Here is a 23,317-nt window from a genome sequence, read left to right on the forward strand (position 1 = left end):
ACGCATTCGCCGCTACTCGTTAGCGGTACCGCAACGCCCGGCCTCTGGCCTGCCAATCCGAACATCTTTTTGTTTCAACCCATCAGGATTGGACTATGGGCACTTGCATTCGCAATTTGTCCGACGGCGCCGTATTGGTCGCCGCGGACGACACCTGGATCGAAGGAAAAGCGATCCAACAACTCGAAACCACCGCTCGCCTAGGGGGCATGCATCGGGTGGCCGGCATGCCGGACCTGCATCCGGGGCGTGGCTATCCGGTCGGCGCGGCATTCTTTTCCGTGGGGCGTTTGTACCCGGCGCTGGTCGGCAATGACATCGGCTGTGGCATGGCGCTGTGGCGCACGGACATCCCGACCGCCAAGCTGCATCTGGACAAGCTGGAGAAACGCCTTGGCAACCTCGACCTGCCGCTCGACGAGACGTGGCAGGAGGCCGTCGCCAGCTTCGGTTTGCCTGCCACGGGGCACGAGCGTTCTCTAGGCACCATTGGTGGTGGTAACCACTTCGCCGAGCTGCAGCAACTCGATGAAAGCTACGACGATACGGCCCTGGCAGCCTTGGGCATCGAGCGCAAACACCTGCTGTTGCTGGTGCACAGCGGCTCGCGTGGTTTGGGCGAGGCGATCTTGCGTGAGCAGGTCGACCTGTTCGGTCATCACGGACTGGAGGCGGGCAGCGAGGCCAGCACTCATTACCTGGGCCGGCACGACGGCGCGCTGCGTTTTGCCGAAGCCAACCGTCAGTTGATTGCCCGGCGCATGCTCGACCGCTTGCGTGCCGATGGCGATGTACTGCTCGACATCAACCACAACCTGGTGTCGCCAGCGCAGGTCGACGGGCTCGATGGTTGGCTGCATCGCAAAGGCGCCACACCGTCGGATCAGGGGGCGGTGGTGATCCCTGGTTCGCGCGGCGACTACAGCTACTTGGTACAGCCGATCGCCGACGAGCGCAGCCTGTTGTCCCTGGCCCATGGCGCCGGACGCAAATGGATGCGCAGCGAGTGCAAGGACCGCCTCGCCTCGCGCTACAGCGTCGAGCAACTGAGTCGTACGGCACTAGGCAGCCGCGTGATCTGCGCCGACCGGGCGCTGATCTACGAGGAAGCGCCGGAGGCCTACAAGGCTATCGACTCGGTGGTGGGTGCCTTGCGTGAAGCGGGGTTGGTTCGCGTGCTGGCACGACTGAAACCGGTGCTCACCTACAAGACGCGCGGAGGGTGCTGCTGATGATCCTACTGCAACTCTCGGCGGCTCAGGGGCCGGAAGAATGTGCCCTGGCAGTGGCCAAGGCATTGCTCAGGCTGCAGGCCGAAGCGGATGCCCAGGCCGTGGCGGTACGGATACTCGAAGAAGAATCGGGGCCGCGGCGCGGTACCTTGCGCTCGGTGTTGCTGGCACTGGATGGTGAGCAGGCCGAGCGCCTGGCGGATCACTGGACGGGCTCGCTGCAATGGACGTGCAGCAGTCCGTACCGGCCTGGGCATGCGCGCAAGAACTGGTTCTTTGGGGGCGCACGGTTTGCGCCACCGGCACCGGAACTGGCGAGCGAGATCCACTTCGAGACCTTGCGTTCGTCCGGGCCGGGTGGCCAGCATGTCAACACCACCGACTCGGCAGTGCGCGCCACGCACCTGGCCAGCGGCGTCAGCGTCAAGGTACAGAGCGAGCGTAGCCAGCACGCCAACAAACGCTTGGCGCTGCTGCTCATCGGTCAACGCCTGGCGCAGCAGGCAGAGCAGGTCGACAGCGAACTGCGCGCGGAGCGGCGGTTGTTCCATCACCGCATCGAGCGTGGCAATCCCCTTCGGGTGTTTCGTGGCGAGCGCTTCGAGCCGGCCGACGAGTAGATTGTGTGCGAATAGTCGTCGAGCAAAAGTCAGGCCGGGCGGTGTAGACGATGCCGGCTCCACAAAAACGGATGAGGAAAGGACCCGGCTTGCAGTCGGGTTTACGCGTTGCAAATGAGCATTCCGTATCTGAGGCGACCCCGCCAAAAACACAAAGGCGCGGGCAAGACCAGAAAGTCGGAGCCAGTCGGTTCGCAAAGCGGCTCATGCGGTATCTGCCGGGGCTGGGCAATCGGCCTCGGTGGGTTTGAGGATTTTTCGCAGCGTCCTTTGATCCACATTCAGCTGCCCCGTAATCAGCTCTGCGGTGCAGTTGAGGGCAACCTCCAAAGCCTCTCTATCAAGCCTGAAAGCCTGAAAGCCTTGCGATTGCTGGGAGCAAGGCTCTATTCCTGCGTCCAATGGAGCAGAAATAGCACCGTCAAAACTGAGCGGTGCATGTTGAAAAAATCCGGGCGCACCCCTATTGCCATTGGGTCTGGTGCCGCAGAGCGCGGCCACAATCTGCCAGTTTCTCGTGCAATGGCTTTGCATTCCTTTGCAAAACTTTGCACTTAGTGCAATGGCCGTTCAGCTGCCAGAGCCCGCAGCGGGCCTGGGCCGGGCATTCAGTTGCACTACCCACGGCCTTTGCACTTTTTTGCGACGCAAAGCGCGTCGGCGAGAGGGGGATAAGTGATTTTCTGACCGGATTTTTTTTCGCGCCGGATTTTCGCCCGGCTTGGGCAGGGTTGAAGAAAGCCGCACGCTGGCCTATAGTGCAGCTACGCCAATGACGCATAAGGGCGCGCAAGGGAAGCAATGATTTTCGTCGAGACGTCGATCTTCACTGAGGACTTGCATGAGCTGCTGAGTGATGATGAATACAGGGCTTTCCAGCAGCATTTGGCTGTGAACCCGACCGCTGGGGATGTGATCCAGCACACTGGCGGGCTTCGCAAGATTCGCTGGGCTGCAAACGGCAAGGGCAAGCGTGGTGGAGTTCGAGTGATCTACTACTACATCACCGCAGCTGCGCAGATTCGGCTACTGGTGATCTACCGGAAGGGCGTGAAAGACGACCTCTCAGAAGACGAGAGGAAAGAGCTGCGCAAACTGAACGAAGGGTGGCAATGATGGAAAAGGGTCTGTTCAATCGCCTGAAAGAAAGCATGACGCAGATGAACGAGATTGATCGGGGCGAGCGTCAACCGTCCCGTGAATTTCACGTAGACGCCGTACAAGTCAAAAACATTCGCAAGGCTACAGGGTTGTCGCAGATTGCCTTTGCCGAAACGATTGACGTTGCCGTGGGTACTTTGCGCAATTGGGAGCAGGGGCGTCGAGACCCTGAAGGGCCTGCCAGGGCTTTGCTCCGGGCCATCCATAACGACCCGGCTAATGTCCTTGCCGCACTGAAGCAGTAAAAAAAACCGCCTTGGTAGGGCGGTTTTTCTGTAAGCGCAGCCGGATAGTGGCTGGCCTGCTGTTCTCACAGGACGCTTCAACGTCTGCAGAGTCTACACCCAATGCTGGGACTTCAGGTCAGTGTTAGTTCCAGGTCGTCGCCAGTCCATCGCGTCGGCGGTTTCTCATTGTTCAGGCTGCGCTCAAGCAGCTCTACCCTGTGCTCCAGAGCGGCTTTTTCAGCAGCGAGCAGCGCCGCCTTATGCTCCGCCTCCCTGAGCCGATTCCTCAGGCCATCTAAGTTCCTGGTGCGTTGATCCATATCCTGCGCTCCGCTGCGCAGTTGCTGCTCTTGTCGTTCAACTGCACGCTGCCGATCCGCCACCAGGGCGGTTGCTTTCTTCGCTGCTCTGGTGCGCGATAGCGCTGCCTGTTTTGAGCGTGCATGACGGGCTGCGCCATGGGCATTGGCGCTTCATCCGCAGCAGCCAGGGTCGAATAGAACGCCGACACCGCCTCATGTTTTGCCTTGGAGCCCTCCACACCGCGCTCCAGGCCGCGCTGCTAACCAACCTTTGCGTGGAATTCGGTTTGCATTGCTCTCAGCTTCTGGGGGCCACCGAGGAAGTCACGGCACGATAGACGTTTGTCTGCCGTTATCGGCACAACGTAAACGACCAGTGAGGCGTTGACTCATCTAGTGCGCTGGGCGTGGACGGGGAGCGCGCCGCTACGTGAAATCTGGGCTGATACCTGGCCTTGGCCCCTGCACTTTGCGCCGGGGAGCGCGTCAGTTGCGCGACGGTGTGGACGAAACGGGGAAAATTTATGCCCTAAAAACACAAATGGCCTACGCTTATTAGGCGTAAACCATTGATTTTGTTGGTGGGCCCACACGGACTCGAACCGTGGACCAAAGGATTATGAGTCCTCTGCTCTAACCAACTGAGCTATAGGCCCTCAGCAGGTGCGCAGGATTATAACGAGGGTTTCGATAGCGTGCCATCCGAAAGATCCGTTTGTGCTATGCGAAGAAAGGTCGCCGCGAACTCGTCCGGCGGCAGTGGCAGGCTGACGATGTAGCCCTGGATCTGCTCGCAGCCTTCGGCGGCCAGGAAGCGTTGCTGCGCCTGGTTTTCCACGCCTTCGGCAATGATCGTCAGCTGCATGCTGCGGCCCAGGGCGATGATGGCGCGGGCAATGGCGGCGTCGTGGGGGTCATCGGGCAGGCCGCGGATGAACGACTGGTCGATCTTGAGGATGTCCAGCGGCAGGCGCTTGAGGTAGCTGAGCGACGAGTAGCCGGTGCCGAAGTCGTCGATGGCCAGTTGCACGCCCAGCAGCTTGAGCTGATGCAGCACGCTCAGCGCTTCCTCGGCCTGGCTCATGATGAAGTTCTCGGTGATCTCCAGCTGCAGGTCGCCGGCCTTGAGCTGGTAGCTGCGCAGCAACTGTTCGATGCGCCGGGCCAGGCTGGGCTGGCGCAACTGGGCGCCGGCCAGGTTGATCGAGAGCGGGCCAAAGGCATGGTAGGCCTTCTTCCAGGCGTGCATCTGCCGGCAGGCCTGCTCCAGCACCCAGTCGCCGAGCTGCAGGATGGTGCCGTTCTCCTCGGCCAAGTGGATGAACTGCTCGGGCGGCACTTCGCCGAAAGTGGGATGGGTCCAGCGGACCAGCGCCTCTGCGCCGACCAGGCTCTGGGTCTTGAGGCTGAACTTGGGCTGATAGCACAGGCTCAGCTCGTTGCGCTCGATGGCGCGGCGCAGCTCGTGTTCCAGGGCAATGCGTTCGCTGGCCTGGGTGGTGAGCTCGCGGGTGTAGGCCTCGACGCGGTTGCGACCCTTGGCCTTGGAACGGTACATCGCGGCGTCGGCGTTGCGGATCAGGCTGGCGACATCGGTGCCGTCCTGCGGGTACAAGCTGATACCGATGCTGGCGCTGGTGAAGAACTCGTGCTCGCCGGCCTGGAACGGTGCGTGGAAGCCGGCCAGCAGCTTGTTGGCGATGGCGCTGGCATCGCTGGGCTTGTGCAGGCCGGGCAGGAGAATGATGAACTCGTCGCCGCCGAGGCGGGCCACGGTGTCCACGTCGCGCACCTGCTCCTTGAGGCGCTGGGCGATGCCTTTGAGCAGCAGGTCGCCCACCGGGTGGCCGAGGCTGTCGTTGATGTGCTTGAAGCGGTCGAGGTCGAGGAACAGCACCGCGCCCTGGCGGTTGGATATCTGCGCGCAGTTCAGCGCGGCCTGCAGGCGGCTTTCGAACAGGGCGCGGTTGGGCAGGCCGGTGAGCGGGTCGTGGTGGGCCTGGTAGTCGAGCTTGGCCTGGGCGTGCTTGAGGCTGGAGATGTCGGCGAACACGGCGACGAAGTGAGTGATCTCGCGCTCGTGGTTGCGCACGGCGCTGATGGTCAGCCAGCCGGGGTACAACTCGCCGTTCTTGCGTTTGTTGAAGATCTCGCCCTGCCAGTGCCCCTCGGCGGTCAGCTGGTGCCACATGGCGGCGTAGAAGGCGCTGTCGTGCTGGCCGGAGGCGAGCAGGCGCGGGGTCTGGCCGAGGGCTTCGATCTCGCTGTAGCCGGTGATCTCGCTGAAGGCGCGGTTGACCGCACTGATGCGCTGGTCGGTGTCGGTGATCAGCACGCCCTCGGCGGTGTTCTCGAACACCGTGGCGGCCAGTTGCAGCTTCTCCTGCATCAGGTGGCGCTCGGTGATGTCGCGGGCGATGGTCAGCATGCAGTCGACGCCGCCGATCGGCAGCGGCCGGGCGGACAGCTCGCAGAGACGGATCTGCCCGTCGCTGCGGCGGATATGGCAGCTGAAGTCGCGCACGAAACCGTCGCGCTGCAGTTGATCGACCAGGCGCTGGCGCTCGTTGAGGTCGACCCAGATGCCCAGGTCCAGCGAGGTCTGGTCGACCGTGGTGCTGATGTCGTAGCCGGTCAGGCGGCAGAAACCTTCGTTGACCTCCAGCAGCAGGCCGTCGCTCTGGCGCGAGAGCAGCAGGCCGTCGGGGGAGGCGTGGAAGGCCTTGGCGAACTTCTCCTCGGAGGTCTGCAACTGCTGCTGGGTTTCCTTGAGCTGGCTGATGTCGCGGATTGCCACCACCAGTGCCGGCATGTTGTCCAGTTCGAAGGTTTCGGCCGAGGTCAGGCCGGTGAACAGTTCGCCGTTGCTACGGCGGAAGGTCATTTCCAGGTTGCGGATACCGCCGCGGTGCAGGCGTTCGAGCAGGGCCGGGCCCGTGCCGGCCACGCCCCACAGGCCGAGCTCGGTGGCGGTGCGGCCGATCACCTGGGTGGGATTCAGGCCGATCAGCTCCTCGAAGGCTTCGTTGACCTCCAGCAGGCAGCCATCGCTGTGCCGGGCAATGACCAGGATGTCCGGGCATTGCTGGAACACCGAGGCGAACTTCTGCTCCGACAGGCGCAGGGCATCCTCGGTGTGCTTGGTTTCGCTGATGTCGATCATCAGCCCGCGCATCAGCGGCTTGTGGCCGTGCTCGATCATGCTGACGATGTTGCGTACCCACAGGGTATGGCCGTCGGCGCGGATCACCCGGTAATCGAGGCTGTGGTCGCGCCCGGCCGCCGTTTCGCTATCACAGTAGGCTTGCGCCCAGAGGGCATCCTCCGGGTGCAAGATGCTGCGCCAGAAGCCGGGCTTGAGCCATTCAGCCGTGGGGTAGCCGAGCAGGTCCTCGGCGTGGGGCGAGACATAGCTGTAGCTGAAGTCGTTGGCGTCGGCCTCCCAGGCCACCGCCGACAGGCTCTCGACCAGGCCACGGTAGTGATACTCGCTGCTGCGCAGTTCCTGCTCCAGGGCGATGCGCCGGGAAATCTCCGAGCTCAGGCGGCGGTTGATGCGGATCACCACCGCCAGGATGGCCATCAGCACCAGCACCGCCGGCAGGCCATAGAGCAGGACATCGTGCCAGAAGGTCCGCTGATCGACGACGTTGCCCACCCAGCGTTGCTGGATTCGGCTGACTTCGCTGCTGCTCATGTCGGCCATCACCTTGTCGAGGATGCCGACCAGCACCTTCTGCTGGCGGGGCACGGCCATGGCCAGCTGGTAGCGGTAGGGCGTTTCGCCGCTGACGTACAGGCCGTCCAGCTTGAGCTGGCGCAGGCTCCAGATGCTCGAGGCGAGGTCGCCGACCACCGCGTCCACCTCGTCGGTGGCCAGGGCCTGCAGGGTCGAGCTGACGTTGGGCATGGCCACCAGGTTGAGGTCCGGGTGGTGGGTGCGCAGCAGTTCGTGGGGCGCGTAGTTCTCCACCACGGCGATCTTCAGCCCGTAGAGGTCCTTGAGATTGCGCGGTTGCGCGCCGCCGGAGTGGGCGAGGATGACGATCGGGAAGTCCAGGTAGGGGCGGGTGAAGGCCAGGTAGTTCTGGCGCTCCGGGGTGGACATGATCCCGGGAAGCAAGTCGAGACGGTTGCTGCGTGCCTGTGCGAGCACTTCGGTCCAGCTGCTGGGCTCGATCGGCTTGAGAGTGATTCCCAGGCGTTCCTGGATCAGGGCGATGTAATCGGCGGCCAATCCCTGGTAGCGACCTTCCTGGTCGCGAAATTCGAACGGCGGCCATGAAGCATCGACGCCCAGGCGCAGCTGCGGGTGGGCGCTGAGCCAGGCTTGTTCCTCGTCGGTCAGGGTCAGGGCGCCGGCCGTTGTGTTCCAGGCGAGCAGGAGCAGCAACAGGAAGGCCGGCATCATGGGCATAGCGGCCTCTCGATCAGGGGGACTGATTCGAGTGTAGACGGGCATCTCGCCCGCTGGGTAGACAGTGGCAACGACCTTCTGTCACATAAGAAAAACCCCGGCCTGGGCCGGGGTTCTTCTTTACTCGTCGAGGAAGGAGCGCAGGTGCTCGCTTCGCGTCGGGTGGCGCAGCTTGCGCAGCGCCTTGGCTTCGATCTGACGGATCCGCTCGCGGGTCACGTCGAACTGCTTGCCTACCTCTTCGAGGGTGTGGTCGGTGTTCATGTCGATGCCGAAACGCATGCGCAGCACCTTGGCTTCGCGCGCGGTCAGGCCCGAGAGCACGTCACGGGTCGCTTCCTTGAGGCTTTCGACCGTGGCCACGTCGATCGGGGACTGCATGGTCGAGTCCTCGATGAAGTCGCCCAGGTGCGAATCTTCGTCGTCACCGATCGGGGTCTCCATGGAGATCGGCTCCTTGGCGATCTTCAACACCTTGCGGATCTTGTCCTCAGGCATCTCCATGCGCTCGCCCAGCTCTTCCGGGGTCGGTTCGCGACCCATTTCCTGCAGCATCTGCCGGGAAATACGGTTGAGCTTGTTGATCGTCTCGATCATGTGCACCGGGATACGGATGGTGCGCGCCTGGTCGGCGATCGAACGGGTGATCGCCTGGCGGATCCACCAGGTGGCGTAGGTCGAGAACTTGTAGCCGCGACGGTATTCGAACTTGTCCACCGCCTTCATCAGGCCGATGTTGCCTTCCTGGATCAGGTCGAGGAACTGCAGGCCGCGGTTGGTGTACTTCTTGGCGATCGAGATCACCAGACGCAGGTTGGCCTCGACCATTTCCTTCTTGGCGCGGCGGGCCTTGGCTTCGCCGATGGACATGCGACGGTTGATGTCCTTGATCTCGGCGACGGTCAGGCCGGTCTCGGTCTCGAGGTCGATCAGCTTCTGCTGGCAGGCGACGATGGCGGCGTCCTTTTCACCCAGGGCGGCGGCCCACTTGGTGTTGCGCTTGGCCAGGTCACCGGACCAGGTCTGGTCGGTCTCGTTGCTCGGGAACAGGCGCAGGAAGTCGGCGCGCGGCATGCGGGCGTCACGCACGCACAGCTGCATGATGGCGCGTTCTTGCTGGCGCAGGCGGTCAAGGGCGCCGCGTACACGCTCGACCAGTACGTCGAACTGTTTCGGTACCAGCTTGATCGGCATGAACAGGTCAGCCAGGGCCTGCATGGCGACGATGCTGTCCTTGTGGACTCGACCGTGCTTCTTCAACACTTTGAGGGTGTCGGTCAGCTGATCCTTGACCGCACCGAAACGCTGCGCGGCAACGACCGGATCCGGGCCGCTCTCGGCCTCTTCCTCGTCATCGCCGTCGGCGTTTTCTTCGTCTTCTTCGTCTTCCTCTTCCTTCGCAGCAGCGGCCTTCGCGCCTGGAATCGGCACTTCTTCGGTCGGCGCGGCGATGTTGTCGTCAGGGTCGATGTAACCGCTGAGAACGTCGGACAGACGGCCACCTTCGCTGGTGACGCGATCGTATTCGCCGAGGATGTAGTCGACAGTGCCCGGGAAGTGAGCGATGGCGCCCATGACTTCACGGATGCCTTCCTCGATACGCTTGGCGATTTCGATCTCGCCTTCGCGGGTCAGCAGCTCGACGGTACCCATTTCGCGCATGTACATGCGCACCGGGTCGGTCGTGCGGCCGATATCGGTCTCTACTGCCGCCAACGCTGCGGCGGCTTCTTCGGCTGCGGCTTCGTCGGTGTCGGCTTCCGCCAACAACAGGGCATCCGCATCCGGAGCACTCTCGAATACGTTGATCCCCATGTCGTTGATCATGCGGATGATGTCTTCCACCTGTTCCGGATCTGAAATATCCTCAGGCAGGTGGTCGTTGACCTCCGCGTAAGTCAGGTAGCCCTGCTCACGACCGCGGGTGATCAACTCTTTGATACGAGATTGCTGTTGCGCTTTTCCGGACATAACACCCTATCCACTGAAGGTCTTGGCGGGCAAAAAACAAGCCGAGGATTATACCCGAACCTGGACCTCACGCGCCAGATGAGGTCGGGTTTTGTGCGGGAACATTGCGGCTCAGCAGGGCGAGCAGCTGAGATTTCTCCTCTGTGCTCAGTTCACTTAGACGTGCTTTCCTGAGCAGATGTTCCAGGCTGCGCTCGCGTTGGCGGGCGGACAAACTAGTTATAGTGTCGAAAAACTGTTGTTCAAGGTTATCGGCATCGATCAGCCATTCCTTTTCCGCCAGGGCGCGCAGCAGGCGGCCCTGTTCGGTGCCGTGCCAGCGTGCGATCAACTGCATAGAGCTTAGCTTAGGATTCTTTTGCGCGGCCTCGATCAGCGCCACCAGCAGCTGGCTGTACAGCTGCTCTTCGTCGGCGAAGTGGCTGGCGTCCTCGACCTTGCCGGCCAGCAATGGGTGGTGCAGCAGGGTGCGCAGGGCCGAGAGCGTCGGCGGCTCGACTGGCGCCGGCACCCGTGGCGGGGCTTCGCCGCGCTGGCCGTCGCGCTGCCAGGGCTTGCCGCCTTTTTTATCCCACGGCTTGCCGTCCCACTGCTTCTTGCCGCCGCCCTTGTTCGGCGTCCAGGGGCGTTGCTCCTGCTGCTGCGGGGCATACTCGGGCTGGTAGTGCAGGTCGCCATGGTCCGGCGTGTAGCTGGCCATGGCGTCGTAGTCGTAACCGGGGTCGTAGTCCGGCACGCTGGGCGTCGGCACGCTCTGCGCCAGCTGTTCCATTTGCTGCGGGTCGAGCCCGGTGATGTCCTTCAGGCGGTTGCGCATCAGCTGGCGCAGGTTGGCGCCCGGCACTTTTTCGATCAGCGGTGCGGCCAGGGTGACCATGTGCGCCTTGCCTTCCAGCGAGCGCGGGTCGGCCTCGTTGCTCAGCTGCTCGAAGAAGTAGTCGGCAAGCGGTTGGGCGTGCTGGTTGAGGCGGGCCTGGAAGGCGTCGGTGCCTTCGGCGCGCACCAGGCTGTCCGGGTCTTCACCCTCGGGCAGGAACAGGAAGCGCGCGCGGCGGCCGTCCTGCAGGCTCGACAGGGTCGCCTCCAGGGCGCGCCAGGCGGCCTTGCGCCCGGCCTGGTCGCCGTCGAAGCAGAACAGCACGCTGGGCACCACGCGGAACAGGCGCTTGAGGTGCTCTTCGCTGGTGGACGTACCGAGGGTGGCCACCGCGTTACGCAGGCCCTGCTGGGCCAGGGCGATGACGTCCATGTAGCCTTCGACCACGATGATCTCGTCAAGGTTGCGGTTGTGCTTGCGCGCCTCGTACAGGCCGTACAGCTCCTGGCCCTTGTGGAACACCGGGGTTTCCGGGGAGTTCAGGTACTTGGGCTTGTCGTCGCCCAGCACGCGGCCGCCGAAGGCGATGACCCGGCCACGGCTGTCGCGGATCGGGAACATCACCCGGTCGCGGAAGCGGTCGTAGCGCTTGCCGCTCTCGGCGTTCTCGATCAGCAGGCCTGCGTCGATCATCACTTTCTGCTGCAGCGAGTCGGCGCCCAGGTGCTTGAGCAGGTTGTCCCAACCCGGCGGGGCGAAGCCCAGGCCGAAGTCGCGGGCGATCTCGCCGGACAGGCCTCGACCCTTGAGGTAGTCCACCGCCGCCTTGCGGGTGGCATGGCCGCGCAGGGCCTGGCGGTAGAACTCGCTGGCTGCCTCCAGCAGCGGGTACAGCGGTGAATCGGTTGGCTGGCGTGGCTTCTGTCCGCGGCGGCCTTCTTCCCGGGGTACTTCCATGCCGGCTGCGCGGGCCAGTTCCTCGACCGCCTGGGGAAAGTCCAGGTTGTCGTGGTCCATGATGAAGCCAAGCGCGTTGCCGCCGGCGCCGCAGCCAAAGCAATAGTAGAATTGCTTGTCGGGGCTGACGGTGAAGGAGGGGCTCTTTTCCTTGTGGAACGGGCAGCAGGCGGAGAGATTCTTGCCGGTCTTCTTCAGCTGGACGCGCGAACTCACCACATCGACGATGTCGGTGCGGTTGAGAAGGTCATCGATGAAGCTCTGGGGAATCAGCCCGGCCATGGCAGTCTCGTCATCTGGCAGCTGGCAAGTCTAAACGCTTGTGCGCGGGTTTGGCGTGGGGTATCTCGCAGGAAGAGGAGTGTGCTCGTCACCAGCCCATGAAGGGCTCGTCAGAAAGGACGTGCACGCCTGGTCGGGGACCAGTTCTGACGCGTTGATGCGGGTTGCCCATGGCTTTTGCCGGGGCGCCCAAGGCGCATGGCCAAGGGTTTGAAGCGACCGCTGCCATCAGCCCGGCACGAGGCCGGGCATGGCAGAAGCTTTGCGTAGAACGGCTGTACTTAGTACAGACGAACGGCGCGGCGCTGTTCGCGCTGAACCTTCTTGGCGTGACGCTTTACAGCGGCAGCGGCTTTGCGCTTGCGCTCGGCGGTCGGCTTCTCGTAAAACTCGCGGCTACGAACTTCAGCCAGTACACCGGCTTTTTCGCAGGAGCGCTTGAAACGACGCAGAGCTACGTCGAAGGGTTCGTTCTCTTTAACTTTGACGGCTGGCATCCAGGGCTACCTTAATTCATTACCGGGGTAGACGTGCTCCTGGCAAAACATAAGGTGTGCTGGAGAACGTCGGTTTTCAAGGGTTGCGGATGTTAACCCTTAGCTGGCCGGAATGCAAAGCCTCTGATCGAAAACCGCTGGTCGGCACCGGACACGGGGACTATCATGCGCGCCTTCGAATTCAGCCTCGACAAGGCACGGACCCATGCTAGTACTGGGATTGGAAACATCCTGCGACGAAACTGGCGTCGCATTATACGACAGTGAGCGCGGCCTGGCGGCCGACGCGCTGTTCAGCCAGATCGACCTGCACCGCGTCTATGGCGGCGTGGTGCCCGAGCTCGCCTCGCGCGATCACGTCAAGCGCATGCTGCCGCTGATCCGCCAGGTGCTGCAGGAAGCCGACTGCGTCGCCACCGAGATCGACGCGATCGCCTACACCGCGGGTCCTGGCCTGGTGGGTGCACTGCTGGTGGGTGCTTCCTGCGCCCAGGCGCTGGCGTTCGCCTGGGATATCCCGGCGATCGGCGTGCACCATATGGAAGGCCACCTATTGGCGCCGATGCTCGAGGAGCAGCCGCCGGAATTTCCGTTCGTCGCTTTGTTGGTGTCCGGTGGGCATACCCAGCTGGTGCGCGTCGATGGCATCGGCCAGTACGCGCTGCTGGGCGAGAGCCTGGACGACGCCGCTGGCGAAGCTTTCGACAAGACCGCCAAGCTGATCGGCCTCAATTATCCGGGTGGCCCCGAGATCGCCCGCCTGGCCGAGCAAGGCACGCCCGGGCGGTTCGTGTTCCCGCGGCCGATGTGCGACCGGCCGGGCCTGCAGTTCAGCTTCAGCGGCCTCAAGACCTTCGCCCTGAACACCTGGCAGCAATGCCGCGACGCTGGGGACGACAACGAGCAAACCCGTTGCGACGTGTCGCTGGCGTTCCAGCAGGCGGTGGTGGAGACTCTGACCATCAAGTGCAAGCGCGCGCTCAAGCAGACCGGCCTCAAGCGCCTGGTCATCGCCGGTGGCGTGAGCGCCAACAAGGCCTTGCGTGTTTCGCTGGAAGAGATGCTGGCCAGCCTCAAGGGCAACGTCTATTACGCACGTCCACGGTTCTGCACCGATAACGGTGCGATGATCGCCTACGCCGGTTGCCAGCGCCTGTTGGCCGGGCAGCAGCAGGACCTGGCCATCAGCGTGCAGGCGCGCTGGCCGATGGAGCAGTTGCCTGCGGTGTGAGAGGCGCCGGGCTTATGCCCACGCCTCAGAAATGGCGTTCGCGCCCGGCGAACAGGTCGCGCAGGTTGTTGCGGTGGCGCCAGACGATCAGGATCGTCAACACAGTCATCGGCAGCAGTGCTTCGGGTTCGCGCCAGGCCAGCAGCGGCAGCGTCAATGGCGTGGCGATCAGCGCCGCCAGCGAGCTGGTGCGAGTGAGGTAGAAGGTCAGCAGCCAGGCGCCGATGGCCAGGAGCGCGGCGGGGAAGTACAACGCCATGAGCATGCCGGCGGCAGTGGCCACGCCCTTGCCGCCCTGGAAGCGGAAGTACACCGGGAACAGGTGGCCAAGCACCGCGCAGATGCCGACCCAGGCCTGCTCCTGCTGGTCGAGCCCGGCCAGGCGTGCCAGCAGTACTGGCAACATGCCCTTGCACAGGTCGCCGAGCAGCGTCAGGATCGCCAGTTTGCGGCCGGCCAGGCGTAGCATGTTGGTCGCGCCGGCATTGCCCGAGCCGCTGGAGCGCGGGTCGGGGCTGCCGCTGAGGCGGCTCAGGACGATGGCGAAGGACAGAGAGCCGAGCAGGTAGGCAAGCAGCGCCAGTGACCAAAACATGCTAACTATTCCGGGCGAGGACGCCCTGATTCTAACGGCGCCCGTCGCCCTTGTCGTGCTGTGGAGAGAAGTGCTTGGACAGAGTGTTCATCGAAGGCCTGGAAGTCGATACCGTCATCGGTGCCTATGACTGGGAGCGGGATATTCGCCAGTGCCTGCGCCTGGACCTGAGTTTCGCCTGGGACAACCGCCCGGCGGCGGCCGGTGACGACCTGTCGCTGGCGCTGGACTACGCCAGTGTCTCGGCGCGGGTCCAGGCCTTCGCCGAGCAGGCGCGCTTCGAGCTGGTGGAGACTTTCGCCGAGCGTCTGGTGGCGGTGCTGATGGACGAGTTCAACATCCCGTGGGTGCGCCTGAAGCTGACCAAGCCGGGTGCGGTGCCTGCGGCCCGTGGCGGTGTAGGCGTGGAGATCGAGCGCGGATGTCTTTGAGTACCGTCTATCTCGGGCTGGGCAGCAACATCGACCGCGAGCGGCACTTGTGTGCGGGGCTTGATGCGTTGGCTGGCATGCTCAGTGACATGCACTGCTCCGCAGTGTTCGAGAGCCAGGCCGTGGGAATCAAGAGCGGCCCGTTCTACAACCTGGTGGTGCGCGGACGCACCGACCTGCCACTGCTGGAACTCGACCGCCGGCTCAAGTTCATCGAGGCCGAAAACGGCCGCTACGCCCCGGATCGCAAGGGGCTGCCGCTGGATATCGATGTACTGATGTTCGATGACCTGTGTGGCACGTTCAATGGTCTGGTGTTGCCGCGGGCGGAGATCTTGAAGAACGCCTTCGTGCTCTGGCCGTTGTCGTTGCTGGCGCCGGAGCTGGTGCATCCGGGCGTGGGCAAGTCCGTGGGGCAGCTGTGGCGCGAGGCGAGCATTGAACAGGTACTGGCGCCAGTGCCGTTCGAATGGCGGGGCTTGCAGCTGACCCTGATGTAAGCCGGTACCGCCTTCTTCGCGGGTAAACCCGCTCCCACAGGTATCGCGCCGCTGTTGAAGGCGGTGAAAACCTGTGGGAGCGGGTTTACCCGCGAATGGCGGCGGCAGATCAAGCTGATTTGTATGCTTCGAGCGCCTTCAGCCGTTTGTCTTTTAGTGCGTCTCCCAAGGCCTTTCCGGTCAGTCCTTTCTCTACCAGTGACTTCACTTCCACAGCCCGCGCTGCTTCAGCAGCTCCCCGCAGGTAAATGCCCTGAGGGTAATCCGAGTCTGGTGCAGCCATCTCGCACGCGGCGATGAACTCCTCGAAACGTTGCGGTCGTCGATACACATCGAACTTCTGCAGCAGCTCCAGCAGGCTCGACGGCTCCAGTGCCCAGGCTTCATCGGCGCATTCGGCGAACTCTCCCACCAGCACCGCCAGTTCCTGGCATTCGCGTGGGACCTTGAAGCGCTGGTTGAGTGCCTTGATCGCCGTTGGCTCCAATCCGCGCAGCAGGCATGCCCAGCGCACCGGCAGTGATTGCTGGTGGCTGGCCGCCTGGTGCAGCGCAGCCAGTGTATCGGCGCCGTGCGCCAGCTCTGGCATCAGCTCGTTCAGCGCGCCGCAACTGCGCAGCACCTCGATGAACACCTGGGGCTCGCTTTCCATCAATGCCCGCTCGATCTCCTTCCAGCTGCGTTCGGCAGTAAGCGCCTGCAGTTCGCCCGACTCGGCGATCTGGCGCATGAGGGCCAGGGTTTCATCGGCAACCTCGAAACCCAGAGGTGCATAGCGCGCCGCAAAGCGGGCAACACGCAGCACTCGCAAAGGATCTTCGGCGAATGCCGGGGAAACATGGCGCAGGATCCGTTGTTCGAGATCGACCTTGCCGTGATAGGGATCGTGCAGCGCGCCGTGTTCGTCCTCGGCCATGGCATTGATGGTCAGGTCGCGACGCACCAGGTCTTCTTCGAGGGTGACTTCGGGGCTGGCATGAAAGGTGAAACCGCCATAACCACGACCGCTTTTGCGCTCGGTACGGGCCAGGGCATATTCCTCACCGGTCTTTGGGTGCAGGAACACCGGGAAATCGGCCCCGACCGGGCGAAATCCCTGGGCCTGCATCTGTTCGACGGTGGCGCCAACCACCAGCCAGTCGACGTCGCTGACCGGACGGCCCAGCAGGCGGTCGCGCACGGCGCCGCCAACCTTGTAGATCTGCATGTGAAACCTCCATTTCTGCCGACAGGATACCTTGTCGGCAAAAATGGAGGTTGCTGGCTACAGGTGGTGTACCACGGCCAGGTCCATGCGTCCGTAGTCGCCGGTCTCGCTGTGCTCGCTGCGCGGTGGCATGTGATGGGTCTTCATCACTTGGTCGCCCTGCACGGTCTCCAGGTGGATGTCGAAGCCCCACAGGCGGTGCAGGTGCTTGAGCACCTCCTCGGTGGAGTCGCCCAGGGGTTTGCGGTTGTGCTGCTGGTGACGCAGGGTCAGCGAGCGGTCGCCGCGCCGGTCGATGCTCCAGATCTGCACGTTGGGCTCGCGGTTGCCCAGGTTGTACTGCGCGGCCAGCTGCTCGCGGATGGTGCGGTAGCCGTCCTCGTCATGGATCGCCGGCACCAGCAGGTCGTCGCGCTGGTCGTCGTCGAGGATGCTGAACAGCTTGAGGTCGCGCATCACCTTGGGTGACAGGTACTGCAGGATGAAGCTTTCATCCTTGAAGCTGCTCATGGCGAACTTGATCGTCGACAGCCAGTCGCTGCCGGCGATATCCGGGAACCAGCGGCGATCCTCCTCGGTGGGGTGCTCGCACATGCGGCGGATGTCGGTGTACATGGCAAAGCCCAGGGCATAGGGGTTGATGCCGCTGTAGTACGGGCTGTCGAAGCCTGGCTGGAACACCACGCTGGTGTGCGACTGCAAAAACTCCATCATGAAGCCTTCGGTGATCAGCCCCTCGTCGTACAGGTCGTTCATCAGGGTGTAGTGCCAGAACGTCGCCCAGCCTTCGTTCATCACCTGGGTCTGGCGCTGCGGGTAGAAATACTGGGCGATCTTGCGCACGATGCGCACCACTTCGCGCTGCCAGGGCTCCAGCAGCGGGGCGTGCTTCTCGATGAAGTAGAGGATGTTCTCCTGGGGCTCGGCCGGGAAGCGCGCGTCGTCTCTCTCGCCGCCTTTTTCGGCGCCCTTGGGGATGGTGCGCCAGAGGTCGTTGATCTGCCGTTGCAGGTGCTCCTCGCGCTCCTTCTGCCGACGCCGCTCTTCCTCGGCGGATATGGGGTAGGGGCGCTTGTAGCGGTCCACGCCGTAGTTCATCAGGGCGTGGCAGGAGTCGATCAGGTCCTCGACGGCATCGATGCCGTGGCGCTCCTCGCATTGGGCGATGTACTGCTTGGCAAACACCAGGTAGTCGATGATCGAGCTGGCATCGGTCCAGGTGCGGAACAGGTAGTTGCCCTTGAAGAAGCTGTTGTGGCCGTAACAGGCGTGGGCGATCACCAGTGCCTGCATGCACATGGTGTTCTCTTCCATCAGGTAGGCGATGCACGGATCGGAGTTGATCACGATCTCGTAGGCCAGGCCCATCTGGCCACGGCTGTAGGACTTCTCGGTACTGAGGAACTGCTTGCCGTAGGACCAGTGGTGATAGCCCAGCGGCATGCCCACCGAGGCGTAGGCGTCCATCATCTGCTCGGCGGTGATCACTTCGATCTGGTTGGGGTAGGTGTCCAGGGCGTAGCGGGCGGCCAGGCGACTGATCTCGCGGTCGTAGGTCTGGATCAGCTCGAACGTCCATTCGGAGCCGGTGGAAATGGGCTGGCGTCTCTGCTCTCTGGCGGTCATGTGGCTAACCTGCGCTGGAAGAGTTCACGGAAGACCGGGTAGATGTCGCCGGCCGATACCAACTGCTGCTGGGCGAAGGTGTCGGGGAACGCCTCGCCGATGCGCTCGTATTCGTACCACAGCGCCTGGTGCTCGCGTGGGGTGATCTCGACGTAAGTGTAGTACTGCACGTGCTGCATGATCTGGTTGGCGAGGATGTCGCGGCAGATCGGCGAGTCGTCGTTCCAGTTGTCGCCATCCGAGGCCTGGGCGGCGTAGATGTTCCAGTCGCTGGCCGGGTAGCGCTCGGCCATGATCTCCTGCATCAGCTTGAGCGCGCTGGAGACAATGGTGCCGCCGGTTTCGCGGGAGTAGAAGAACTCTTCCTCGTCCACTTCGCGGGCGCTGGTGTGGTGGCGGATGAACACCACCTCGATGCGGTCGTAGTTCCGTTTGAGGAACAGGTACAGCAGGATGAAGAAGCGCTTGGCGATGTCCTTGGTGGCCTGGGTCATGGAGCCGGACACGTCCATCAGGCAGAACATCACTGCCTTGGAGCTGGGATTGGGCTGCTTGACCAGCAGGTTGTACTTCAGGTCGAAGGTGTCGAGGAACGGCAGGCGGTTGATGCGCGCCTTGAGGCGTTCGATCTCGGTCTCGGTGTCCTGGATGTCGGTGAAGTTGTCCGGTTCCTCGACCTTGAGCCGGTCCAGCTCCTTCTGCGCCTCGCGCAACAGGGCACGGCTGCTGCCGGTCAGGGCGATGCGCCGGGCATGGGCCGAGCGCAGGGTGCGGACGATGTTGATGCGCGACGGGTTGCCCTCGTTGGCAATGCCTGCGCGCACGGTCTTGAAGGTGTCGGCCCCGGTCAGGTGACGCTTGACCAGGTTGGGCAGCTCCAGGTCCTCGAACATGAACTCGAGGAATTCTTCCTGGGTGATCTGGAACACGAAGTCGTCCATGCCCTCGCCGGAGTTGCCGGCCTTGCCGCGGCCACCGCCACCGCCGCCACCTTGTGGCCGGGCGATGTGTTCGCCGGCGGTGAATTCCTTGTTGCCGGGGTGGACGATGGTCTGCTTGCCGCCGCGACCGTGGTGCAGCACGGGTTCGTCGATGTCGCGACCCGGGATGCTGATCTGTTCGCCATGCTCCATGTCCATGATGGAGCGGCGGCTCACGGCCTCTTCGACGGCCTTCTTGATGTGTTCACGGTAACGCCGCAGGAAGCGCTGGCGGTTGACCGTGCTCTTGTTCTTGCCGTTCAGGCGTCGGTCGATTACGTAGCTCATGGTCCCTCCGGTAGCTGGGAACAGCTGCACGCTTCAAGCTACGAGCTGCACGTAAAAGCAGCCGCCGCCGTCCGGGCCGGCAATGCCAGCCTCGGACGCACGGCGTGTAGCGTGTCGCCTTATTGCGATTTCCTGACCCGCAGGTACCATTCCGACAGCAGTCGAACCTGCTTGTCGGTGTAGCCACGCTCCACCATCCGGGTGACGAAGTCGTTGTGCTTCTGTTGATCCTCCTTGCTGGCCTTGGCGTTAAAGCTGATGACCGGCAGCAGGTCCTCGGTGTTGGAGAACATCTTCTTCTCGATCACCACCCGCAGCTTCTCGTAGCTGAGCCAGCTGGGGTTCTTGCCGTTGTTGTTGGCCCGGGCGCGCAGCACGAAGTTGACGATCTCGTTGCGGAAGTCCTTCGGATTGCTGATGCCGGCCGGCTTCTCGATCTTCTCCAGCTCCTCGTTGAGGGCGATGCGGTTGAGGATCTCGCCGGTTTCCGGGTCGCGGTATTCCTGGTCCTGGATCCAGAAGTCGGCGTACAGCACATAGCGGTCGAAGATGTTCTGGCCGTATTCGCTGTAGGACTCCAGGTAGGCGGTCTGGATCTCCTTGCCGATGAACTCGATGTAGCGCGGCGCCAGGTATTCCTTCAGGTAGCGCAGGTAGCGCTCGCGCACCTCGGCCGGGAACTGCTCCTGCTCGATCTGCTGCTCCAGCACATACAACAGGTGCACCGGGTTGGCCGCCACTTCGTGAGGGTCGAAGTTGAACACCTTGGAGAGGATCTTGAAGGCGAAGCGGGTCGACAGGCCGTTCATGCCCTCGTCGACGCCCGCGGCGTCGCGGTACTCCTGGATCGACTTGGCTTTCGGGTCGGTGTCCTTGAGGTTCTCGCCGTCGTACACGCGCATCTTCGAGTAGATGTTGGAGTTCTCGGGCTCTTTCAGGCGTGAGAGCACGGTGAACTGGGCCAGCATCTTCAGCGTGTCAGGCGCGCAGTGCGCCTTGGCCAGGGAGCTGTTGATCAGCAGCTTGTCATAGATCTTGATCTCGTCGCTGACGCGCAGGCAGTACGGCACCTTGACGATGTAGATCCGGTCGATGAAGGCCTCGTTGTTCTTGTTGTTGCGGAAGGTGTGCCACTCCGATTCGTTGGAGTGGGCCAGCAGGATCCCGGAGTAGGGGATCGCGCCCAGCCCCTCGGTGCTGTTGTAGTTGCCTTCCTGGGTGGCGGTGAGCAACGGGTGCAGGACCTTGATCGGCGCCTTGAACATCTCGACGAATTCCATCAGGCCCTGGTTGGCCCGGCACAGCGCGCCCGAATAGCTGTACGCGTCGGCGTCGTTCTGCGGGAATTCCTCGAGCTTGCGGATATCCACTTTGCCCACCAGGGCCGAGATGTCCTGGTTGTTCTCGTCGCCCGGCTCGGTCTTGGCGATGGCGATCTGGTTGAGGATGGACGGGTAGAGCTTGACCACCCTGAACTTGCTGATGTCGCCGCCGAACTCCTGCAGGCGCTTGGTGGCCCAGGGCGACATGATGGTATTGAGGTAGCGGCGCGAGATGCCGTATTCCTCTTCGAGGATCTGGCCGTCCTCGGCGGCGTTGAACAGGCCCAGGGGCGATTCGAACACCGGCGAGCCCTTGATGGCGTAGAACGGCACCTTTTCCATCAGTTGCTTGAGTTTCTCGGCCAGCGACGATTTACCGCCGCCCACCGGGCCCAGCAGGTAGAGGATCTGTTTCTTCTCTTCCAGGCCTTGGGCGGCGTGGCGGAAGTAGGAGACGATCTGGTCGATGCACTCTTCCATGCCATGGAAGTCGGCAAAGGCCGGATAGCGGCGGATCACCTTGTTGGAGAAGATCCGCGACAGCCTGGAGTTGCTTGAGGTGTCGATCAGCTCTGGTTCGCCGATGGCCAGCAACAGCCGCTCGGCCGCCGAGGCATAGGCGCTGCGATCCTCTTTGCACAGCTCGAGGTACTCCTGCAGCGAAAGTTCTTCCTGGCGGGTGGACTCGAAACGTTGTTGGAAGTGGCTAAAAATGCTCATGACGTCACCTCGCTCGATACGTGGAGACGACGCCGGATCAGTCAGCTGATGCTGGCATGCAACCGGGCTCGCCGATTGCTGTATACCCCCCAGAACACCTTGGAACGCTACCGATGACCCGCACGCCGGTGTACCGGCTCTCCCCTTTTTTGGATGGCCTGGGCTTAAGGATAGTTGGTTATACGCAAGGTCAAGGGCGGGGAGCCGAGAAGACGCCTGCGACCGTTCGTCAGGTCGGGCGCAAGCCCGCGCCAAGCGCGGGCTGGAGGAAAAATGAAAAAATTATTCGGCGCTGCCCTGGGCGGTTTCCGCCGGGTAGGTGTTGCGCCACAGCTCGAAGCCACCGTCGATGCTGTAGACGTTGGAGAAGCCCTGGCCGACCAGGTAGGCGGCGGCGCTCTGGCTGGAATTGCCGTGGTAGCAGACAACCAGTGTAGGCGCGTCCAGGTCGGCGTTGCGGATGAAATCGGCGACCGAGTGATTATCCAGATGAGTGGCGCCGGCAATATGCCCGGCGGCATAGGCTTGCGGGTCGCGAATGTCGACCACGACTGCACCTTGCGCACGCAGGGCGAGGGCTTGCTCGGGGGTAATGCGCTTGAATTCGCTCATGGGTGCGGTTCCTTCAGGGGTGTTCGTTGAGTGGAGCCGGCGGGCGCGGGGTGCCCTCGCGGGTGCAGTCGCAGCGGTGGAAATCACCACTGTCGACATTGTACAGGGTCATCGCGCCGCCCCAGACGCAGCCGGTGTCCAGGGCGATCACGCCGGGCACATCAACGCGGCCTTCGAGGGCGGCCCAGTGGCCGAAGATGATCTTCACATGGCGCGAGCGGCGGTCCGAGTGGGCAAACCACGGCTTGTAGCCCTTGGGGGCGCTGTCGGCGCCTTCCTTGGTCTTGAGGTCGAGTTTGCCGGCGGCGGTGCAGAAGCGCATGCGGGTGAAGTAGTTGGTGATCACCCGCAGGCGCTCGACGCCGGCCAGGTCCTTGCTCCACTTGTTCGGCTCGTTGCCGTACATGCCGTCCAGGTACAGCTTCAGGCGGCCGTCGTCGCGCAGTACTTCCTCGACCTCTGCAGCGAGCTCCAGCGCCTTGCCCAGGGTCCATTGCGGTGGAATGCCAGCATGGACCATGGCGATGCTGCGGGCCTCGTCGTAGTGCAGCAGCTTCTGCTGGCGCAGCCAGTCGAACAGCTGGTCGGCGTCCGGGGCCTCGATGATCTCGCGCAGGGTGTCGCTTTTCTTCAGGCGCTCGACGTTGTGCCACGCCGCCAGTAGGTGCAGGTCATGATTGCCCAGCACGCAGACCAGCGCATGGCGGATCGAATACAGGTAGCGCAGGGTCTCGAGGGACTCGGGGCCGCGGTTGACCAGATCGCCCACCAGCCACAGGCGGTCGACCGCCGGGTTGAAGCGTACGCGTTCGAGCAGGCACTTGAGCGGTTGCAGGCAGCCTTGCAGGTCGCCGACCGCGTAGGTGGCCATCAGTGCAGGGCCCCGGGCACGGCCAGGCGGAACGGGGCGATCGTGGCGTCGAAGCGCTTGCCGTCCTCGGCGAACATCTGGTAGCTGCCCTGCATGGTGCCGACGCGGGTGCTGATGACCGCGCCGCTGCTGTAGGTGTGGCTCTGACCGGGCTCGATCAGCGGCTGTTGGCCGATCACGCCGGCGCCGCGCACTTCCTCGACCTCGCCGTCACCGTTGGTGATCAGCCAGTGGCGGGACATCAGCTTGGCCTTGACCGTGCCGTTGTTCTGCACGGTGATGGTGTAGGCGAAGGCGAAACGGCTGCTTTCGGGATCGGATTGGTCTTTGAGGTAGCGGGTCACGACGCTGACGTCGATCTGATAGCGGGGGTCGGACATGCAAGGGCCTTGGGCGAACTGACGCAATAACGCAGTCTAGGCCATTGGCGGGGGTGGAGGCCAGTTATCCC

General features: G+C 63.1%; 21 protein-coding genes and 1 tRNA gene. 8 read left to right on the forward strand and 14 right to left on the reverse strand.

Features of this window, described 5'->3' with window-relative positions; all coding sequences use genetic code 11:
- The first annotated feature begins 95 nt into the window (after positions 1-95).
- The 5 genes from K2O50_RS02060 to K2O50_RS02080 all read left to right on the forward strand — a co-directional run bounded on the left by K2O50_RS02060 (position 96) and on the right by K2O50_RS02080 (position 3,258).
- Complete coding sequence (locus tag K2O50_RS02060; RefSeq protein ID WP_050703498.1) at positions 96-1,232, forward strand: RNA ligase RtcB family protein; 1,137 nt, start codon at positions 96-98, stop codon at positions 1,230-1,232.
- Positions 1,232-1,852, forward strand: coding sequence for a peptide chain release factor H (gene prfH / locus K2O50_RS02065; RefSeq protein ID WP_050703536.1), 621 nt, complete (start codon positions 1,232-1,234; stop codon positions 1,850-1,852). Before K2O50_RS02060 ends, prfH begins: the two co-directional genes overlap by 1 nt.
- Positions 1,853-1,966: 114 nt before the next feature.
- Entirely contained in the window at positions 1,967-2,410 is a 444-nt protein-coding gene (locus K2O50_RS02070; protein WP_156329572.1) for a hypothetical protein, read from the forward strand.
- A 243-nt stretch (positions 2,411-2,653) separates the two neighbouring features.
- Positions 2,654-2,968: a type II toxin-antitoxin system RelE/ParE family toxin gene (locus K2O50_RS02075; RefSeq protein WP_050703499.1), complete on the forward strand. Its 315-nt coding sequence runs from the start codon at positions 2,654-2,656 to the stop codon at positions 2,966-2,968.
- On the forward strand, positions 2,968-3,258 hold the full coding sequence (locus tag K2O50_RS02080) for a DNA-binding transcriptional regulator (RefSeq protein ID WP_050703537.1): 291 nt from the start codon (positions 2,968-2,970) through the stop codon (positions 3,256-3,258). Before K2O50_RS02075 ends, K2O50_RS02080 begins: the two co-directional genes overlap by 1 nt.
- A 113-nt stretch (positions 3,259-3,371) precedes the next feature.
- Here K2O50_RS02080 and K2O50_RS02085 read toward each other — a convergent pair whose 3' ends face one another.
- The 6 genes from K2O50_RS02085 to rpsU all read right to left on the reverse strand — a co-directional run bounded on the left by K2O50_RS02085 (position 3,372) and on the right by rpsU (position 12,483).
- Positions 3,372-3,560, reverse strand: coding sequence for a hypothetical protein (locus tag K2O50_RS02085; RefSeq protein WP_050703500.1), 189 nt, complete (start codon positions 3,558-3,560; stop codon positions 3,372-3,374).
- Between the two features lie 561 nt (positions 3,561-4,121).
- A tRNA-Ile gene (locus tag K2O50_RS02090) sits at positions 4,122-4,198 on the reverse strand.
- 17 nt (positions 4,199-4,215) lie between these two features.
- On the reverse strand, positions 4,216-7,959 hold the full coding sequence (locus K2O50_RS02095; protein ID WP_050703501.1) for a bifunctional diguanylate cyclase/phosphodiesterase: 3,744 nt from the start codon (positions 7,957-7,959) through the stop codon (positions 4,216-4,218).
- A gap of 120 nt (positions 7,960-8,079) precedes the next feature.
- A complete protein-coding gene (gene rpoD / locus K2O50_RS02100; RefSeq protein WP_050703502.1) occupies positions 8,080-9,930 on the reverse strand; it encodes an RNA polymerase sigma factor RpoD in 1,851 nt (616 codons plus the stop codon).
- Between the two features lie 67 nt (positions 9,931-9,997).
- A complete protein-coding gene (dnaG, locus tag K2O50_RS02105; RefSeq protein ID WP_050703503.1) occupies positions 9,998-11,986 on the reverse strand; it encodes a DNA primase in 1,989 nt (662 codons plus the stop codon).
- A gap of 281 nt (positions 11,987-12,267) precedes the next feature.
- Positions 12,268-12,483: a 30S ribosomal protein S21 gene (gene rpsU / locus K2O50_RS02110; RefSeq protein WP_003255575.1), complete on the reverse strand. Its 216-nt coding sequence runs from the start codon at positions 12,481-12,483 to the stop codon at positions 12,268-12,270.
- Positions 12,484-12,688: 205 nt separating this feature from the next.
- On the opposite strand from rpsU, the gene tsaD reads away from it, so the two are divergent.
- Positions 12,689-13,714 carry a tRNA (adenosine(37)-N6)-threonylcarbamoyltransferase complex transferase subunit TsaD gene (tsaD, locus tag K2O50_RS02115; protein ID WP_050703504.1) on the forward strand — a complete coding sequence of 342 codons (1,026 nt, stop codon included), beginning with the start codon at positions 12,689-12,691 and terminating at the stop codon, positions 13,712-13,714.
- Positions 13,715-13,739: 25 nt separating this feature from the next.
- Here tsaD and plsY read toward each other — a convergent pair whose 3' ends face one another.
- Positions 13,740-14,309, reverse strand: a complete 570-nt coding sequence (gene plsY, locus K2O50_RS02120) for a glycerol-3-phosphate 1-O-acyltransferase PlsY (protein WP_050703505.1) — start codon at positions 14,307-14,309, stop codon at positions 13,740-13,742.
- A 74-nt stretch (positions 14,310-14,383) separates the two neighbouring features.
- Between plsY and folB the strand changes: the two genes are divergently transcribed.
- Both folB and folK read left to right on the forward strand, forming a co-directional pair.
- Complete coding sequence (gene folB, locus K2O50_RS02125; RefSeq protein ID WP_050703506.1) at positions 14,384-14,740, forward strand: dihydroneopterin aldolase; 357 nt, start codon at positions 14,384-14,386, stop codon at positions 14,738-14,740.
- The gene (gene folK, locus K2O50_RS02130; RefSeq protein WP_050703507.1) at positions 14,731-15,240 is read left to right on the forward strand and encodes a 2-amino-4-hydroxy-6-hydroxymethyldihydropteridine diphosphokinase; all 510 of its coding nucleotides are present in this window, start codon (positions 14,731-14,733) and stop codon (positions 15,238-15,240) included. The genes folB and folK overlap by 10 nt, the downstream gene beginning before the upstream one ends.
- A gap of 109 nt (positions 15,241-15,349) precedes the next feature.
- Here the strand turns inward: folK and K2O50_RS02135 are convergent, their stop codons facing one another.
- The 7 genes from K2O50_RS02135 to apaG all read right to left on the reverse strand — a co-directional run bounded on the left by K2O50_RS02135 (position 15,350) and on the right by apaG (position 23,246).
- Entirely contained in the window at positions 15,350-16,447 is a 1,098-nt protein-coding gene (locus tag K2O50_RS02135; RefSeq protein WP_050703508.1) for a hypothetical protein, read from the reverse strand.
- Positions 16,448-16,504: 57 nt separating this feature from the next.
- Entirely contained in the window at positions 16,505-18,073 is a 1,569-nt protein-coding gene (locus K2O50_RS02140) for a SpoVR family protein (protein WP_050703509.1), read from the reverse strand.
- Entirely contained in the window at positions 18,070-19,341 is a 1,272-nt protein-coding gene (locus K2O50_RS02145) for a YeaH/YhbH family protein (RefSeq protein WP_050703510.1), read from the reverse strand. Before K2O50_RS02145 ends, K2O50_RS02140 begins: the two co-directional genes overlap by 4 nt.
- Before the next feature lie 119 nt (positions 19,342-19,460).
- Complete coding sequence (locus K2O50_RS02150) at positions 19,461-21,383, reverse strand: PrkA family serine protein kinase (protein ID WP_050703511.1); 1,923 nt, start codon at positions 21,381-21,383, stop codon at positions 19,461-19,463.
- 282 nt (positions 21,384-21,665) lie between these two features.
- On the reverse strand, positions 21,666-21,995 hold the full coding sequence (gene glpE / locus K2O50_RS02155) for a thiosulfate sulfurtransferase GlpE (RefSeq protein WP_050703512.1): 330 nt from the start codon (positions 21,993-21,995) through the stop codon (positions 21,666-21,668).
- A gap of 13 nt (positions 21,996-22,008) precedes the next feature.
- The gene (locus tag K2O50_RS02160; protein WP_050703513.1) at positions 22,009-22,866 is read right to left on the reverse strand and encodes a symmetrical bis(5'-nucleosyl)-tetraphosphatase; all 858 of its coding nucleotides are present in this window, start codon (positions 22,864-22,866) and stop codon (positions 22,009-22,011) included.
- Positions 22,866-23,246 carry a Co2+/Mg2+ efflux protein ApaG gene (apaG, locus tag K2O50_RS02165; RefSeq protein ID WP_050703514.1) on the reverse strand — a complete coding sequence of 127 codons (381 nt, stop codon included), beginning with the start codon at positions 23,244-23,246 and terminating at the stop codon, positions 22,866-22,868. The genes K2O50_RS02160 and apaG overlap by 1 nt, the downstream gene beginning before the upstream one ends.
- Between the last annotated feature and the right edge of the window lie 71 nt (positions 23,247-23,317).

Origin of the sequence: Pseudomonas sp. 2hn (genome assembly GCF_019646095.1) — a bacterium.
GTDB lineage: Bacteria > Pseudomonadota > Gammaproteobacteria > Pseudomonadales > Pseudomonadaceae > Aquipseudomonas > Aquipseudomonas peradeniyensis.